Source organism: Aliiroseovarius sp. F47248L (assembly GCF_023016085.1).
In the GTDB taxonomy this organism is placed as follows: domain Bacteria; phylum Pseudomonadota; class Alphaproteobacteria; order Rhodobacterales; family Rhodobacteraceae; genus Aliiroseovarius.
Genome location: NZ_JALKBF010000001.1, coordinates 1,678,083 through 1,693,927, shown reverse-complemented (window position 1 = coordinate 1,693,927; position 15,845 = coordinate 1,678,083). Strand labels below are relative to the sequence as shown.

The 15,845-nt window shown below is 56.8% G+C and carries 16 protein-coding genes; 7 read left to right on the top strand and 9 right to left on the bottom strand.

Translation table 11 applies throughout. From position 1 onward, the window contains the following. Window positions 1–29 precede the first annotated feature (29 nt). Window positions 30–239 carry a 50S ribosomal protein L32 gene (gene rpmF / locus MWU51_RS08425; RefSeq protein WP_191284736.1) on the bottom strand — a complete coding sequence of 70 codons (210 nt, stop codon included), beginning with the start codon at window positions 237–239 and terminating at the stop codon, window positions 30–32. Between the two features lie 258 nt (window positions 240–497). Next, entirely contained in the window at window positions 498–1,070 is a 573-nt protein-coding gene (locus tag MWU51_RS08420; RefSeq protein ID WP_247036334.1) for a DUF177 domain-containing protein, read from the bottom strand. Window positions 1,071–1,218: 148 nt separating this feature from the next. On the opposite strand from MWU51_RS08420, the gene bamE reads away from it, so the two are divergent. The 3 genes from bamE (at window position 1,219) to MWU51_RS08405 (ending at window position 4,456) form a co-directional block, all read left to right on the top strand. Next, window positions 1,219–1,692, top strand: coding sequence for an outer membrane protein assembly factor BamE (gene bamE / locus MWU51_RS08415; RefSeq protein ID WP_247036333.1), 474 nt, complete (start codon window positions 1,219–1,221; stop codon window positions 1,690–1,692). A gap of 159 nt (window positions 1,693–1,851) precedes the next feature. Next, entirely contained in the window at window positions 1,852–2,598 is a 747-nt protein-coding gene (locus tag MWU51_RS08410) for a GNAT family N-acetyltransferase (protein WP_247036332.1), read from the top strand. A 31-nt stretch (window positions 2,599–2,629) separates the two neighbouring features. Next, complete coding sequence (locus MWU51_RS08405; protein WP_247036331.1) at window positions 2,630–4,456, top strand: ATP-binding cassette domain-containing protein; 1,827 nt, start codon at window positions 2,630–2,632, stop codon at window positions 4,454–4,456. A gap of 15 nt (window positions 4,457–4,471) precedes the next feature. Here the strand turns inward: MWU51_RS08405 and MWU51_RS08400 are convergent, their stop codons facing one another. The 4 genes from MWU51_RS08400 to tpiA form a co-directional block, all read right to left on the bottom strand. After that, entirely contained in the window at window positions 4,472–6,010 is a 1,539-nt protein-coding gene (locus MWU51_RS08400; RefSeq protein WP_247036329.1) for a trimethylamine methyltransferase family protein, read from the bottom strand. Window positions 6,011–6,227: 217 nt separating this feature from the next. Beyond that, a complete protein-coding gene (locus tag MWU51_RS08395) occupies window positions 6,228–6,869 on the bottom strand; it encodes a hemolysin III family protein (protein ID WP_247036327.1) in 642 nt (213 codons plus the stop codon). Window positions 6,870–7,013: 144 nt separating this feature from the next. Beyond that, complete coding sequence (locus MWU51_RS08390; RefSeq protein ID WP_247036325.1) at window positions 7,014–8,411, bottom strand: pyridoxal-dependent decarboxylase; 1,398 nt, start codon at window positions 8,409–8,411, stop codon at window positions 7,014–7,016. 80 nt (window positions 8,412–8,491) lie between these two features. Then, entirely contained in the window at window positions 8,492–9,241 is a 750-nt protein-coding gene (gene tpiA, locus MWU51_RS08385) for a triose-phosphate isomerase (RefSeq protein WP_247036323.1), read from the bottom strand. Window positions 9,242–9,372: 131 nt separating this feature from the next. Here tpiA and MWU51_RS08380 point away from each other — a divergent pair, with 131 nt between their 5' ends. Beyond that, window positions 9,373–10,290 (top strand): 2OG-Fe(II) oxygenase family protein, encoded by a 918-nt coding sequence (locus MWU51_RS08380; RefSeq protein WP_247036321.1) that lies wholly within the window; start codon window positions 9,373–9,375, stop codon window positions 10,288–10,290. Here the strand turns inward: MWU51_RS08380 and MWU51_RS08375 are convergent. The 3 genes from MWU51_RS08375 to MWU51_RS08365 all read right to left on the bottom strand — a co-directional run bounded on the left by MWU51_RS08375 (window position 10,287) and on the right by MWU51_RS08365 (window position 11,405). Further along, window positions 10,287–10,598, bottom strand: coding sequence for a TfoX/Sxy family protein (locus MWU51_RS08375; protein WP_247036319.1), 312 nt, complete (start codon window positions 10,596–10,598; stop codon window positions 10,287–10,289). The genes MWU51_RS08380 and MWU51_RS08375 overlap by 4 nt on opposite strands. After that, entirely contained in the window at window positions 10,598–10,972 is a 375-nt protein-coding gene (locus MWU51_RS08370; RefSeq protein ID WP_247036317.1) for an iron-sulfur cluster assembly accessory protein, read from the bottom strand. Before MWU51_RS08370 ends, MWU51_RS08375 begins: the two co-directional genes overlap by 1 nt. Before the next feature lie 67 nt (window positions 10,973–11,039). Then, complete coding sequence (locus MWU51_RS08365) at window positions 11,040–11,405, bottom strand: SUF system Fe-S cluster assembly protein (RefSeq protein ID WP_247036315.1); 366 nt, start codon at window positions 11,403–11,405, stop codon at window positions 11,040–11,042. A gap of 334 nt (window positions 11,406–11,739) precedes the next feature. Between MWU51_RS08365 and MWU51_RS08360 the strand changes: the two genes are divergently transcribed. The 3 genes from MWU51_RS08360 to lon all read left to right on the top strand — a co-directional run bounded on the left by MWU51_RS08360 (window position 11,740) and on the right by lon (window position 15,779). Beyond that, the gene (locus MWU51_RS08360) at window positions 11,740–11,964 is read left to right on the top strand and encodes a hypothetical protein (protein ID WP_247036313.1); all 225 of its coding nucleotides are present in this window, start codon (window positions 11,740–11,742) and stop codon (window positions 11,962–11,964) included. Window positions 11,965–12,040: 76 nt separating this feature from the next. Continuing rightward, a complete protein-coding gene (gene tgt / locus MWU51_RS08355; protein ID WP_247036311.1) occupies window positions 12,041–13,183 on the top strand; it encodes a tRNA guanosine(34) transglycosylase Tgt in 1,143 nt (380 codons plus the stop codon). Window positions 13,184–13,373: 190 nt separating this feature from the next. Then, entirely contained in the window at window positions 13,374–15,779 is a 2,406-nt protein-coding gene (gene lon / locus MWU51_RS08350) for an endopeptidase La (RefSeq protein ID WP_247036310.1), read from the top strand. Window positions 15,780–15,845: the final 66 nt, after the last annotated feature.

The window sequence follows — 15,845 nt, the reverse complement described above, 5'->3', positions numbered from 1 at the left end:
GACATGCCCGCCCGCATCGGGCAAGAGGCTTACGCCGCGTCTTCGTCGTCGAAGTCAACTTCGTCGGCGATTGCAACGACTTCGCGGTCGTCATAATGGCCGCAGGACGGGCACACGTGATGGGGGCGCTTCAGCTCGCCGCAGTTCGAACATTCGTTCGGGTTCGCGGCAACCAGGGCGTCATGCGCACGGCGGTTGTTGCGGCGCGACTTCGATACTTTGTTCTGTTGGACAGCCATGGTCTCAACCTTCGGTTTCGGGGGCGGTGTCGCCCGGTGTCATTCTGGGGCGCAATGGCCCGGTGTTCTCAAGTCATTCCTGAGTCTCGGCGCCTCATACGCGGTTTGCGGTGCGCTGTCCAACCCATCTTTTGGAAGAAGGCGGGAAAATACTGCCTTTCTTGATTCTTGCAAGGGCGAATTGCACTGCATGCGCTGGAATTTCACGGTTCTGGTGAAAATGAACGATCTTGGCAAGGTCGTCGCGGGACTGAGAACCTATTTGTCCTTTCCCGAAAGCTTATCACGCAGATCGGACAGGCCCGCAAAGGGCTTGGCGTCGTCATCGGTCATGGGTTTCGTACCCGGCTCGGCGAAAACTCTGGCCTGAACCTCGGCCCCCTCGACACGGGGATACAGGGGCAGCGCTAGGGTTAGAGCTTCAATCATCACCTGGCCCAAGTCAATCACAGGCCCCAATGCATCAACATTGTCATCCTCGGGCATCTCGACCTCTTCACCGCTGTCAGGCTCGCTTAGATCTTTCAGCCAACGGCGCAGGACTGTGTCATCAATCCGGGTGGTGACAGGGTCAAGTGTGACAACGCAATCCTGTATCACCGTTGCACCAAGGTCGGCCTCCATTTGCCAATCGCGCTTGTCCAAAGGTTTCAATTCGCCGGTAAATCTCAGCTTGCGCAGACCAGGGATGCCAAGATCCGCGGCGATCGCGTTGCATGTGTCCTGATTTGGCACAAGTTCAAACCGGGTGGGGCGGCTGGTCGGAAGATCGGCCACGCGAACGGGATGAGTGAACGGCAGGGCATCGCCGGATGGGGTCGTGTCGGTCATTTTGCGTCTCCGCAGATTGTTCGGTGTCGCGTTTGGTCCAGCATATACCTATACCAGATAAAGAATGCTCGTGATCGTTTCTTGAACCACGCGCTATCCTACGCTAAGCCGATACCCAAGACAGAGTGGCGAACGCAAGGGGGGCGGTATGTCTTATCTGCGCCAAATGGGCAGGAATATGGGCAAGATGGTCGGGGCGATGCTGCTTCTGGCTCTTGTCACAGGCTGTTCGGCAACATACCGCAATCACGGATATATGCCGCCGAAAGAAGACGTTGACCTGATTGAGGTCGGCAAAGACACGCGCGAAACCGTTGGCGCGTCGATTGGCAAGCCGGGAACCTCGGGCCTGTTGGCAGGCAGTGGGTATTACTATGTCCGCTCGCGCTTCAAACATTACCTTTACAACGCTCCGCAAGAAATTGACCGCGAAGTATTGGCCATCAGCTTCACCGAAAAGGGCGTCGTCCAGAACATCGAGCGCTTCGGTCTGGAAGATGGGCGTATCGTCGTGCTGGAACGTCGTGTGACAGATAGCAACGTCAAGGGTATCGGCTTCCTGCGACAGCTGTTCGGGTCTTTTGGTCGGATCGACGTGGCTGAACAAATCCGCGGCAATTAACCGGCGGTAGATACGGATCAAGACAGCGCGGCGCCGAAAGGTTGCCGCGCTTTTTCTGGTTTCTGGAGTAACCTCATATTGCTGTCATATCTTGCCGGCATCCCTTCCGAGACGCATATGTTGCAGTAACAAGTCCCGTATCAGGGGCGGAGGTCCGAGATGCAGACATTGACCACAAGCTGCTACATCGCCCGGTTCGCAGAAACCGAAGATGACATTCGTGCTGCGCAAGCTTTGCGCCATCGCTGTTTTCGCGGAGGGGATGGACTGGACGCAGATGCCTTTGATGAACGCTGTCGCCACATGCTGATCGAAGATCGTCTGACGCAAAAACTCGTCGGGTGTTGTCGCCTTTTGCAGCTTGAGAGTGGCGCACAGATCGGAGACAGCTACGCCGCTCAGTTCTATGAATTGTCCGCCCTGCAAACCTATGATGCCCCGATGATCGAATTGGGGCGCTTTTGTATTGCGCCCGATGTATCGGACGGGGCCGATATTTTGCGCATCGCGTGGGCTATGATGACCAAGTATGTGGAAGAAGACGATATTGGTATGTTGTTTGGCTGCTCATCGTTTCAAGGCACGGACGCCGCCCGCTATCTGGATACGTTTGCCATGTTGCGTGACCGTCATCTTGCCCCGAAACGTTGGCTGCCTCGGGTAAAAGCGCCCATGGTGTTCCGTTATGCGCAACGGATGCGTCGCAAGCCGGATACAAAGCTGGCCTTGCGTTCAATGCCACCGCTTTTGCGCAGCTATCTTGTGATGGGCGGGTGGGTGTCTGATCATGCAGTGGTGGATCACGACCTGAACACCCTGCATGTGTTCACCGGGCTTGAAGTGCGTGCTGTGCCCGCCGCGCGAACGCGCCTGTTGCGCGCGGTGTCGGGTCAAGCCTTCGGTTGACCTTGGCTAGCGGATTGCCTAACTCGGCGACATGGCTCGTATACCCCTTCTTCAGATGTCCGATATCTCGCTGACCTTTGGTGGCGATCCTGTGTTCGATGCGCTTGATCTGGTGATCCAACCTGGGGACCGGGTGGCGCTTGTGGGGCGCAACGGTTCTGGTAAATCGACCTTGATGAAGGTCATGGCTGGTTTGGTAGAGCTGGATCACGGCACCCGCGTTCTGTCGCCCGGAGTATCGGTTGGATACATGGAGCAACACCCCGATTTATCAAAGTTTACTACGTTGGGCGACTTTGCGACCTCTGGGCTTGAACCGGGGCAGGACTATCTGGTGGAGCGCGTGGCCGAAGGCCTGAAAATGCGACTGGACGCCCCGGTTGGAACGGCTTCTGGCGGCGAACGGCGGCGCGCGGCATTGGCCAAGCTGCTGGCTGAAGCGCCTGACCTGATGCTGCTCGATGAACCAACCAACCATCTGGATATTCACGCAATTGAGTGGCTGGAGGCTGAACTGTCACAGACCCGCGCAGGGTTTGTTTTGATCAGCCACGACCGTGCCTTCCTGCGCGCCCTGACGCGGGCCACGCTGTGGGTCGATCGCGGGCAGGTGCGGCGGCAGGAAAAGGGGTTTGAGCATTTTGAAGCGTGGCGTGACAAGGTCTGGGAAGAAGAAGACCAGAGCCGCCACAAGTTGAATCGCAAGATCAAAGCCGAGGCGCGCTGGGCCGTCGAAGGCATCAGTGCGCGGCGCAAACGCAATCAGGGTCGTTTGCGGGCGCTGGGCGATCTGAAAGCAGAACGCGCCGCCCAGATCAAACGTCAGGGCGCTGCAGATATGGCGCTGGAGGCGGGCCCGAAATCCGGCCGCAAGGTGATCGAAGCGCGCGGTATCTCGAAATCCTATGGCGGAAGGGTGATCCTGAGCGATTTTGACCTGCGCGTCATGCGTGGTGAAACGATTGCTTTTGTTGGCCCGAACGGGGCCGGAAAAACCACGCTGCTGAAGATGTTGATCGGGCAGGAAGCGCCCGACACGGGCAGTGTGCAACATGGTACGGGACTTGAGATCGCGGTGTTTGATCAGAATCGTACAGGGCTGGTCGAAGATGACAGCCTGTGGGAAAACCTGACCGGCGATCCCGAAATGCGCGTATCTGGCAAGGCCGATCAGGTGATGGTGCGCGGCAATCCCAAACACGTGGTCGGGTATCTGAAAGAGTTTCTGTTCTCAGATGCGCAGGCTCGTGCGCCGGTGCGCTCTTTGTCGGGAGGAGAGAAGGCGCGATTGATTCTGGCAAAGATCATGGCGCGGCAGTCGAACCTTCTGGTGATGGACGAACCCACCAATGATCTAGACGTGGAAACGTTGGACCTGTTGCAAGAGCTGATCACCGCCTATGACGGGACCGTTCTGGTGGTCAGCCACGACCGCGATTTCCTTGATCGAGTGGCTGAACGCACCATCGCGATGGAAGGTGACGGACGTGCCACGATCTATCCCGGCGGTTGGTCCGACTATCAGGCGCAGCGCGCGGTTGGCGGTTTGCAGAATGAGAAAAGGAAAGATAAATCAAAGCTCAAGGCGGATAACGTAAAGCAGGACGTGAAGCCCGAACCTGATGGATTGTCGTTCACAGAACGCCACCGCCTTGATGCTCTTCCTGCCGAAATGGATCGCCTATCCGCCGAGATCGCAAAACTGGAAGAGTTTCTGATGAACCCGGACCTGTTCACCAAGGAACCTGTGAAGTTCAAAAAGGCCTCTGACGGATTGGCCGAGCGACAACAGGCGTTGGCCACCGCGGAAGAGGAATGGCTGACATTGGAAGAAAAGGCGGACGCCGCGCGTGGGTGACACGCGCAGCGGTGGCTACTGCGGCAGGTGAATGTTGAAGCTTGCCCGAATAGCGGCATCGACCTGCGGATCGAAACGGGCGCCGGATCGCTGCTCCAGAATTGCCTCTTTTCGTGCGGTGGCCGCAGCGATCAGATCCGGCTTTCCAACCTCGGCCCATTCTTTTGGGGATGTCCGATCGCCAAGGGTCGGATAAACGAAATCTGTCTGCATCCGGCTGAGTGTTTGATCCTCGCCCAGATAATGACCAGGGCCGCCAAGGCAGACCGATCTCATCATCTCGATGCTGACCGCATCTTCCGTGATCTCGATCCCGCGCACGCAGCGCAAGGCTTGCCCAACGATGTCATCGCCAAGGATCAGGCTTTCATGACAGAATCCCAGAAGCGATGCGTGCATGCCGGCGGCCTCGTAAACCATGTTCAGACCCGAAAGACCAGCCAGCACATTGGAACACATTTGTTCCCACCCCGCCTGCATATCCGGCAGTTTGGAATCCGAGAACCCGGCCGCCGCCCCTCCGGGCAGGCCATAAAACTGGTGCATCTGCGCACAGCCTGCCGTCATCAAAGCCTGTTCACCCGACCCGCCGGACATCGCCCCGGACCGCAGATCAACCAAGAAGGGCCATGTGCCGAAAATGGCCGGATGCCCCGGTGCGATCGCGTTCACATAGACCACACCGGCCAGACACTCGGCGACGGCCTGAACGATCGCGCCGGCCAGGGTGGGGGGTGCCGTGGCGGTGGCCATGCCAGCCGACAGAAGCAATACGGGCATGCCTGCTGCGATGACCTTCTCCATCACGTGACAGCTTTCGGTGGCAAATTTCATAGGTGGGACGACAAAGCAATTGGAGTTCGAAACGAAGGGGCGTGCGCGCCACGCGTCTTCGCCGCCCGCGATCAAGTGCAACAATTCGATGCCGTCTTCTACAAAGTCAGGCTCAGAGAATGAAACGCCGACATGCTTTTTCGTACCCGATGTACAGGCGTAGATCGAGTTCAGGTCCATCTCGCGATTGTCGGGAATATCTCGGCACACCATGGGGCGTTGAAGGAAGTGGATGTTGTCCAACTGATCGACAATTCGCGCCGCATCATGCAGGTCTTGAACCGTGCTTTCGCGGTATTCGCGCCCGTGGGGGTCGACCATGTGAACCGCCGCGCCCGCGGTGCCATAATGCACGCGCTTGCCGCTGAGGGTCAGGTCATGCTGCGGATCGCGACCGCACAGGGTGATGCTCTTGGCTGCTTTGGCCAGCATGTCTTCAACCAGTGCACGTGGGAAGCGCAAACGACCGTCGTCGCCAAGGATTGCGCCTGCGCGTGTCATGATGTCGATGCCCGATGGTGGGGCATCTGCCAGTCCGATCTGCTCTAATGCGTCCAAGGCAGCAAGGTGAATGCGATTGATGCCGTCGGGGGTGAGAGGTTTAAAGGTACCGCCTTCCATTCCTGCGCGGACAGGGCGAACATCTTGGGCAAGGGGGGCTGCACGCAGGGCGGTGCGGGCGGCGCGACCGCCAGAGCGGCGGGAAAAAGATTTTGTCATAGAGTAAACCTGATCAGATTGCAGTGCTTTGGTGACACAGAGATGTCGTCAGGGGCGACCGCGCGCTGCACGTCCGCGCTCGGCCCCGATGGTGCGCACTACAATTGAAATGAGCCAGTCCAACCGATCCATTTCCGTCCTCCCTACCCCAAGCGTAGCGGGTCAGGAAACGACAGGTCTGTTCTGTTCGCGTCATACACAGCGGTTTATTTCGGCCCTATGTGCCCACGACCATCACCACAGCGGCATAATGCGCTGCTGCCCCCAACAGCACGTGGACATGCCAGATCGCACGGTTGAAGGGCAGATGTTCGCCAAGATGGAAGAAGATCCCCAAGGTGAACAGCAAACCGCCGCCCACCAACAGCACCAAAACAACCGGGCTGAACGAAGCGATTAACGGTCCGATCATCAGAACCGCCATCCATCCCTGCATCAAGGTTAGCATTAAACCAAACCGTTCGAATCGACCGAAGAAAAACAGCTTCATGGCGATCCCTACGATGGCGAGCGTCCAAGCCGCAGCTACCAGCGCATAGCCATTTGTGCCACCAATTCCGATCAGGGCAATCGGTGTATACGTGCCTGCAATCATGACATAGATGGCTGCATGGTCGAACTTGCGCAGCACTTGGCGCGCAGACCGGTGCAATGTCATGTTATACGCGGCGGAAAGCGTGAAGCTTGCGATCAATCCGGCCCCATAGGCCAACATCGGAGGCAATCGGCCCAGCGGTGCGTCACCCATGGCCCAGTAAATCAGGGCGACCGATCCGATAATTGCAGCGATCACCCCCAAACCGTGCACGACGCCGTCGGCGACGTACTCGTGATATGTAAAGTCCTTCCCGAACTCCATTGGATTCCCCTTTCGCCTATCAAATAGATAAGAACCAAAGCGGGTGCCGGCATGCCGATTGTGCGGTAAATTAATGTCCGCCACACAGGGCACGACCCACATCCAGTTTATACGCTGGCACGGAAAAGTAAAGATTTCTTGCTGTTACAGGTCCTGGGCCAGTTCGCGCAGCACGTGGGGGATCATCATCACATCTTCACGGGACGTCGAATATTGACCAACAGAGACACGGATCACAAACTGTCCGTCATGGTGCGTCTGGGTCAGATAGATGCGCCCGTCACGGTTCACGCGTTCTAACAACACAACGGTTTTTGCGTCGTCCCGAAAGCGGAAGGTGAACAGCGACAGGATCGGCGGCGTGGTGATGTTAAATCCGGGAAGCGCGTCAATGACCTCTGCCGCCTCTGCGGCCCAAGTGACATGATTGCGAATGCGTGTACGCAGCCCAGTCAACCCTTCGGAGCGTAGCAAAAACCACAGCTTCAGCGCCCGGAACCGACGACCAAGGGGCAGGGTCCATTCGTTGTAATTTACAATTTCGTCCGCGCCTTGCGTCTTCAGGTATTCCGGTCGCAAGCCCATTGCGCCGATTTGCGGGCCGGGGTCGCGCAGGAACTGTACGGCACAATCGAACTGCGCCCCCAGCCACTTATGCGGGTTGAAGATGATGCTGTCGGCGTCTTCGATCCCGGCCCAAAGATGCCGGAACTCTTCGCAGATCATGGCAGACCCCGCCCATGCGGCGTCCACATGCACGGTCAGCCCGTGGCTGTGGGCGACCTTGATGCAGGCCGCGATGTCGTCACAAGCCCCGATCGAAGTGCCGCCCACACAGAGCACAACGCCCGCAGGTTTACGCCCGGCGTCTAAGTCCTCGCGGATCAACTGATCTAGAGCATCCGGGTCCATCGACCAGGTGGGGTGGTCGGGAATTGTCGGCACTTTCACAAGATTGTCCTGTCCGATGCCGGAAAGGCGCACCGCTTTGTCGACACTGGAATGGGTCTGCGCGCTGGCATAGATGCGCAGTACTGGCGCGTCTGACAGACCTTTAGTGATGCCTTCGTGCCCCAAGGCCAGTTCTCGCATCGTGGTGACGGCCGAAAAGGTCGCCGTGGTCGCGCTGTCGTGAATTGTGCCGGTGAAATCACCGGGCAGTCCCATCGCGTCGCGCAGCCAGCGGATCACAAGGTCTTCCATTTCGTTGGCTGCAGGGGCCGTTTGCCACAGCATCGCTTGCGCCGAGATCGCGTTGGCCAGTTGCTCGGCCAGCATTGAGGCAGGTGCAGCATTTGCCGGGAAGTAAGCGAAGAAGCGCGGGTGTTGCCAATGAGTCATCGCATCGGGCACAAGCCGGGTGAAGTCATCAAAGATCGCTTCGATCGGTTCCGGAGTTTCGGGCACAGGGGTGTTGATCTTTGCCAGAAACTCTCCCGGCGCGATGTCGGGGCGCACTGGGCGATCCCGCAGACCGGCATGATAGTCCCGCGCCCAGTCAGCCGCGCGTTTTTGCCAATCGGCAAGGTCTGAATAATCCATAACATGCTCCACCGGCAAGATTATTAACTTGTTAATGAAATAGGACGCCTCGTCAATCCTTGACCCCATAGGGCATAGGATCAGCTGTTTTCAAGCGCGGTGATGATCGGCGAAAAATCCTTTGCCGACAGACTGGCGCCGCCTACCAAAGCACCGTCCACATTCGAGACAGCAAAAATCTCGGCGGCGTTTGCGGGCTTGACCGATCCACCATAAAGAATGCGCGTCGAGCGCCCGACGCCTGCGCCAAACCGGCGCTCAAGCCGTGACCGGATGAAGTCATGCACTTCACCAATCTGATCCAACGTCGGCACTTTGCCTGTGCCTATAGCCCAGATCGGTTCATAAGCGACCACAAGGCTTTCTCCGGTCACCACGTCAGGGATTGACCCGGCCAACTGCCCGCCAATGATGTCGAGCGTGTTGTTGGCCTCGCGCTCGGACAGGCTTTCGCCCACACAGACAATGGTTTTTAAACCAGCCGAGAGTGCAGCCAGTACTTTGTCGCGGACATCCGTGTTGCTTTCTTCGTAGTCCTCGCGCCGCTCGGAATGGCCCAAAATGACATAGCTGGCCCCGGCATCGACCAGCATGTTTGCCGAGATGTCGCCGGTATGAGCGCCGGTTTCATTCTTGTGACAATCCTGACCCCCAACGGCAATCTGGGTTGGAGTTGCTGAAGACGCTCGCGAAATTAAAGTCGCCGGAGGGCAAATCAGAATGTCGCAACCCGGTGTTGGATGAGCAAGTGCCAGCGCGTCAAGTTCGTCCAGATTTGCGCTGGTTCCGTTCATCTTCCAATTGCCTGCAGCAAGTTTGCGCCGGGTCATCATATGTCTCCTCGTTGGTTGATGTGTTGTCCGACGCAATGGCTGAGGCGTCAAGCCCTGCGAGAGGCTTGCGCCGAAAACATGGCTTGCTACAACGTCATCAAAGTGGCCTTTGGGAAAGGACTGGCGAGATGATCCCAAGACTGGATGCCGCAAAGATCTCGGCCCGTGATCCCGAGACTATGGCAGCACTGACACGAAGCGTGGAAGACATTGGTTTTCTGACCATTTTCAATACGCCGATTTCGCGCGCAAAGATGCAACGGGTGCTGGACAGCTATCGAGCATTCTTTCGGCTACCGGATGCCGAGAAACAGGCCGTAAATATGGCGCGGACAGGCTCGAACCGGGGGTGGGGGGCTGCACGGTCTGAACAGGTGGACCCGACGTCAAACCCCGATTTCAAGCAGGTCTTCGATTGCGGGTTTGAACTGGATAAGGAAGATCCGCTGCGAGCGCTGGGTTTGTTGGTTTATGGTGACAACCAATGGCCCAGCTTGCCGGGATTTCGTGAAACCATCCAAAATTATTATAAGCAAGCCTCAACTTTATCACTTGATCTCTTGCGAGCGATATCCGTGTCGATTGGTGAAGATGAAGGCTTTTTCAACAGTGCATTCTCCCGTCCGATGGCGCTGTTGCGCGGCAATTACTATCCACCACGACCAGACTGGGCGGGGGCCAAGGATTTTGGCATCGCCCCGCATACCGACTACGGCTGCCTGACACTGCTTGCCTCCGACGGGGTGGCAGGGCTTGAGGTTCTGGGAGACGATGGACAGTGGTTGTCGGTCGATGCTCCAGTCGGCGAATTCGTGATCAATTTTGGTGAGATGTTGGAAATTTGGACGGGCGGATGGGTCAAGGCCACGATGCATCGGGTGGTCGGGTCAGACGCAGAGCGGATCTCGATCCCACTGTTTTTCAACCCCAACCATGACACAAATGTCGCTCCGGTAGGGGCGGACAAGTCGATCCTTGCCGGTGATCACATGAAAAAACGTTTTGATGAAACCTATCTGCATCTCAAAGATGCAGGGCAAGGCTAGGCCAGGGCTGCAAGCGCCCTTCGGGCCCAGTCACAGGCAAGTTCCGGGTCATCCAATGCGGCGTCGGGCAGCGTCCAATAGCCCATGGTCTTGCCGTCCATGCCGAAGATACGGCTGCCTTCGGCCTCCATTGCGTCGGCAAACGGGCCTTTGGCTTTCAGGTAAACCTCGCCGCCACTGGACAGGATCGCAAACACTTGCCCATCGCAATAGAAGGTCGCGCCACCCATCATTTTACGATGGGTCAATGAGCCAAGGCCTTCAAGCAATTCTTTGACAAAGGCGATATCGGCGTCGGTGACGGCCATCAGCATTTCGACGACCCTTCGGTTAGCGCATCATCGAACTTGATCGATTCTCCGCAACCGCAGGCCTCGCTGACATTTGGATTGCGGAATTTGAACCCCGCTTCCAGAAGCGAGATCTCGTAATCGATTTCTGTCCCGAACAGGAACATCTGCGCCATGGGGGCAATGATCACGCGGGCATCGCCCTGTTCGACCACTTCTTCATGTGGGTCAACGTCATCAACGTAATCCATGGTGTATTCCATGCCCGCACAACCGCCTTTCTTGACCCCGATGCGCAAACCCTTATGTCCACCAGACGCCATCAGCTTGGCAATCTGGGATTCGGCGGCCTGTGTCATGGTGATCGGCGATTTGCCGGGAATACCAAACATCTGCTTCTCCTTCATTCTCAAGCTAGGCGCTCACGGAGCGTCGCTCAAGTGCAGGGTGCATCTGGGGTTACATGAACCCCAGTTCAAGGCGGGCTTCATCCGACATCATTTCCATGCCCCAGGGCGGATCCCATGTCATATCGACATTCACTTGCTTGACGCCGGCAACCGGTTCGATCGCTTCGATCAGCCAGCCGGGCATTTCGCCTGCGACAGGGCAACCCGGTGCAGTCAGGGTCATGATCAGGTCAACTTCGTTCTGGTTGTTGATCTCGATAGTGTAAACCAGACCCAGGTCAAATATATTGACCGGTATTTCGGGGTCATAGACCGTGCGGCAGGCTTCGACCACGCTGTCATACAGCGGATGATCGACCGTCGAAGGCTTGATCAGCGGTTCGCCTTCTATCTTGTCGGAAGTGTTCATTGTCATTGTGCCATCATTCTAATCCTGACTGATCATATAAGGATTGATGCCTGCAACGTCCAGAGGCAGCCAGAAACAAGACCGTCACTGTGGTAGAGTCAAAGCCCTGTGTTGCCGAGAGCCAGACATTAAAGCGGGGGCGAGAACTTTAAGATGCTGAATATGTTACATGTTTCGACTTTCGATCCGAATCCAGAAAATTTCCGGGCATTGTGTTGAAAATCACAACCGCATGATGCGCAAACGCCTATAATTCGCCATAAAATGGACGTGTTCGACTTGAATCTATGATGGAAAGCGCTCTTTTGCGTAAACAGGTACGACACGAGGAGCCTAGGCGGTGATTTCGACGAAAAACGGTGAGACAAAAACGGTGACATGTAACGAGCAGCTGGATCAGGCGGCTCGGATGGTGCAGGACGTTGCCTATGCGTTGGCTAACCGGGTGGATAACACAACTCTGACGGAACTGATGCTGACCAGTCGCAAGCTGGAGCGGCTTTCAGAACGTGTGAATAAAGCCAAACTTGGGTCGGTGAAGATCAACCACGGTGACGATAACTGAACAGCGCATGCGCTGAAACCCCACGCATTGGCAAAAAACCCTTGGCATTCTGAGCGTCTTGCGCCACACGAAGCGCATGCAAAATCCAAGCCAAAACCGCGTCACCTATTCGCTGAATGCTACAGACGGTAAGGCCCGTACTGGGGTGATATCCACACCGCGTGGCGATATCCGCACTCCGGCCTTTATGCCAGTAGGAACGGCGGCTACCGTTAAGGCGATGATGCCTGAAAGTGTGGCGGCCACCGGGGCTGACATTCTGTTGGGTAACACCTATCACCTGATGTTGCGCCCTACGGCCGAGCGGATCGACAGGCTGGGTGGGCTGCATCGATTCATGAACTGGGATAAGCCGATCCTGACCGATAGTGGCGGATTTCAGGTGATGAGCTTGGCAGGCCTGCGCAAGCTGACCGAGAAGGGCGTGACCTTCAAATCCCATATCGATGGATCGAAACATGAACTGACGCCAGAACGGTCGATGGAGATTCAGCGGCTGTTGGGATCCGACATCGTAATGTGTTTTGACGAATGCCCCGCTCTTCCAGCCGATCGCGACCGGATTGCGGACAGCATGCGTCTTTCAATGCGCTGGGCGGCTAGATCCAAAGACGCGTTCGGAGATCGCCCCGGTCATGCCCTTTTTGGTATCATGCAAGGCGGGCTGGAACGCGATTTCCGCGAGGAAAGCGCCGAAGCTTTGAAAGAAATCGGGTTTGATGGCTACGCTGTTGGCGGGTTGGCTGTGGGGGAAGGGCAGGTGGCGATGTTCGACTGCCTCGATTTCGCGCCAGATTTTCTGCCGCAAGACAAGCCTCGCTATCTGATGGGAGTTGGCAAGCCGGACGACATCGTGGGCGCGGTGAAGCGCGGTATCGACATGATGGACTGCGTCTTGCCATCGCGTTCGGGCCGGACGGGGCAAGTGTTTACCCGTCACGGAGTTTTGAACATAAAAAACGCCCGTCATCAGGACGACCCGCGCCCGATTGATGACAACTGCGGCTGTCCCGCATGCCGCAACTACTCGCGTGCTTACCTCCATCACGTTTTTCGCGCGCAAGAGATGATTTCGGGAATGCTGCTGACATGGCACAACCTGCATTATTTCCAAGAGATCATGCAAGGAATGCGCGATGCGATTGCCTCCCAATCCTTCGCTGAATGGGAAGCAGCCTTCCATGCAGGTCGCGCACAAGGCGATATCGACCCGCTTTAACAGATCGGAAACCTGATCGTGCAAAATATGCCCCGGTTTGCCCTTGTTGTCCGCGCGTGGCAGGGGCAGAGTGTCAGGGCAAAGCGGGTTGACGTTGGGCGGTGCGACCCCCATCTGAATATCCGAACAGGAGGCGCCCCAGCTGCCAAGATACTGGGGCAGGGCGCTTTGCCAAGAACAAGGAAATCTTATGAGTGAGCAACTGAGCCAATCCTTCCCGGTCCTGCCGCTGCGTGACATTGTGGTCTTTCCCCACATGATCGTGCCGCTGTTTGTCGGGCGCGAGAAATCCGTCCGGGCGCTGGAAGAGGTGATGGCAGATGACAAACAAATCCTTCTGTCCAGTCAGATCGACCCTTCGGTTGATGAGCCGGACGTGGAAGGCATCTATGATGTGGGTGTGCTGGCCAATGTGCTGCAACTCTTGAAACTGCCCGACGGCACTGTAAAGGTGTTGGTAGAAGGACAGTCGCGTGTGCGCATCACCGATTACGTCGACAATGCCGACTATTTCGAAGCCTTCGCTGAAATCATCGAGGAACGCCCCGGTGACGCCAGCGAGATCGAGGCGCTTTTGCGCTCGGTTGGCGAGGAATTCGAACGCTACGCCAAGATCAAGAAAAACATCCCCGAAGAAGCGTTGGCCGCTGTGTCAGAAACCCGCGCGCCAGACAAGCTGGCCGATTTGGTAGCTGGTCATCTGGGTGTCGAAGTGGATCAGAAACAGGAACTTCTGGAAACCTTCACCGTGTCCGAACGGCTTGAGAAGGTGTTTGGCCTGATGCAGGGCGAAATGTCCGTGCTGCGGGTCGAGAAAAAGATCAAGACACGTGTCAAAAGCCAGATGGAGCGCACCCAGCGCGAGTACTATTTGAATGAGCAAATGAAGGCCATTCAGAAAGAGCTTGGCGACGGCGAAGAAGGTCAGAACGAGCTGACCGAGCTTGAAGAAAAGATCGAAGCTACCAAACTGTCGCAAGAGGCGCGCGAAAAGGCAGATGCCGAGCTGAAGAAGCTTAAAAACATGTCGCCGATGTCGGCTGAAGCGACCGTTGTGCGCAACTATCTTGACTGGATGCTGGGACTGCCATGGGGTACGAAAAGCCGCGTTAAGAAAGACTTGAACAACGCGCAAAAAGTGCTCGACGCTGATCACTATGGGCTTGAGAAGGTCAAAGAGCGGATCGTCGAGTATCTGGCGGTTCAGCAGCGCTCGAAGAAGCTCAAAGGCCCGATCATGTGCCTTGTTGGCCCTCCGGGTGTGGGTAAAACCTCGCTTGGGAAATCTGTTGCGAAAGCCACGGGGCGCGAGTTTATCCGCATCTCGCTGGGCGGCGTGCGTGATGAGTCCGAGATCCGCGGCCACCGCCGGACCTATATCGGCTCTATGCCCGGCAAGATCATTCAGGCGCTGAAAAAGGCGAAAACCACGAACCCGCTGATCCTGCTCGACGAGATCGACAAGATGGGTCAGGATTTCCGTGGCGACCCGGCGTCGGCGATGCTTGAGGTGCTGGATCCGGAACAGAACTCGACCTTCGTCGACCACTACCTTGAGGTCGAATATGACCTGTCGAATGTGATGTTCCTGACTACCGCGAACTCCTACAACATGCCCGGCCCGCTTCTGGACCGGATGGAGATCATTCCGTTGGCCGGTTACACCGAGGACGAAAAGCGCGAGATCGCGACGCGTCACTTGCTGCCAGAGGTGATCAAGGATCACGGCCTGAAAAAGGATGAGTTCTCGGTGTCGGAAAGCGCCTTGACCGATATGATCCGATATTACACCCGCGAAGCGGGTGTGCGTAACCTGAAACGCGAATTGTCTAAACTGGCTCGTAAAGCCGTGACAAAGCTGGTGAAAAAGGAAGTCGACAAGGTCGACGTGACCCCGGACGCACTGGATGACTATCTGGGTGTACGCAAACATCGTTATGGGTTGGCCGAACAGGAAGATCAGATCGGCGTCGTGACGGGCTTGGCCTGGACCAGCGTGGGCGGCGATCTTCTGTCGATCGAGGCATTGCGCCTGCCGGGCAAAGGTCGGATGAAAACCACCGGCAAGCTGGGCGATGTGATGAAAGAGTCGATTGACGCGGCAAGCTCCTATGTCCGCTCGATTGCACCGGACATCGGTGTGAAGCCACCCCAGTTCGAAAAATGGGATATCCACGTGCACGTGCCGGAAGGCGCGACGCCGAAGGATGGCCCGTCGGCAGGGTTGGCGATGGTCACGTCTATCGTGTCTGTTCTGACGGGTATTCCAGTTAGAAAAGACATCGCCATGACGGGCGAGGTTACGCTGCGCGGCAACGCACTGGCTATTGGCGGTTTGAAGGAAAAACTGTTGGCAGCATTGCGTGGCGGCATCAAAACAGTGCTGATTCCGCAGGAGAATGAAAAAGACCTGCGCGAAATTCCGGACAATGTGAAAGAAGGGTTGGAAATCATACCTGTCAATCACGTGTCCGAAGTTTTGAAGCACGCCTTGGTGCGCAAGCCGGTCCCGGTCGAATGGGATGAAGCTGCAGAAGAGGCGGCAGCGGCCGCTCTGGCGAAGAATCCGCCAAGTGCTCCCCCGATCGCACATTGATTGGTGGTAAAGTAAAAAAACGTGCGGGCCAAGTGTCCGCACGTTTCACATTCAGGCGACGTTCGG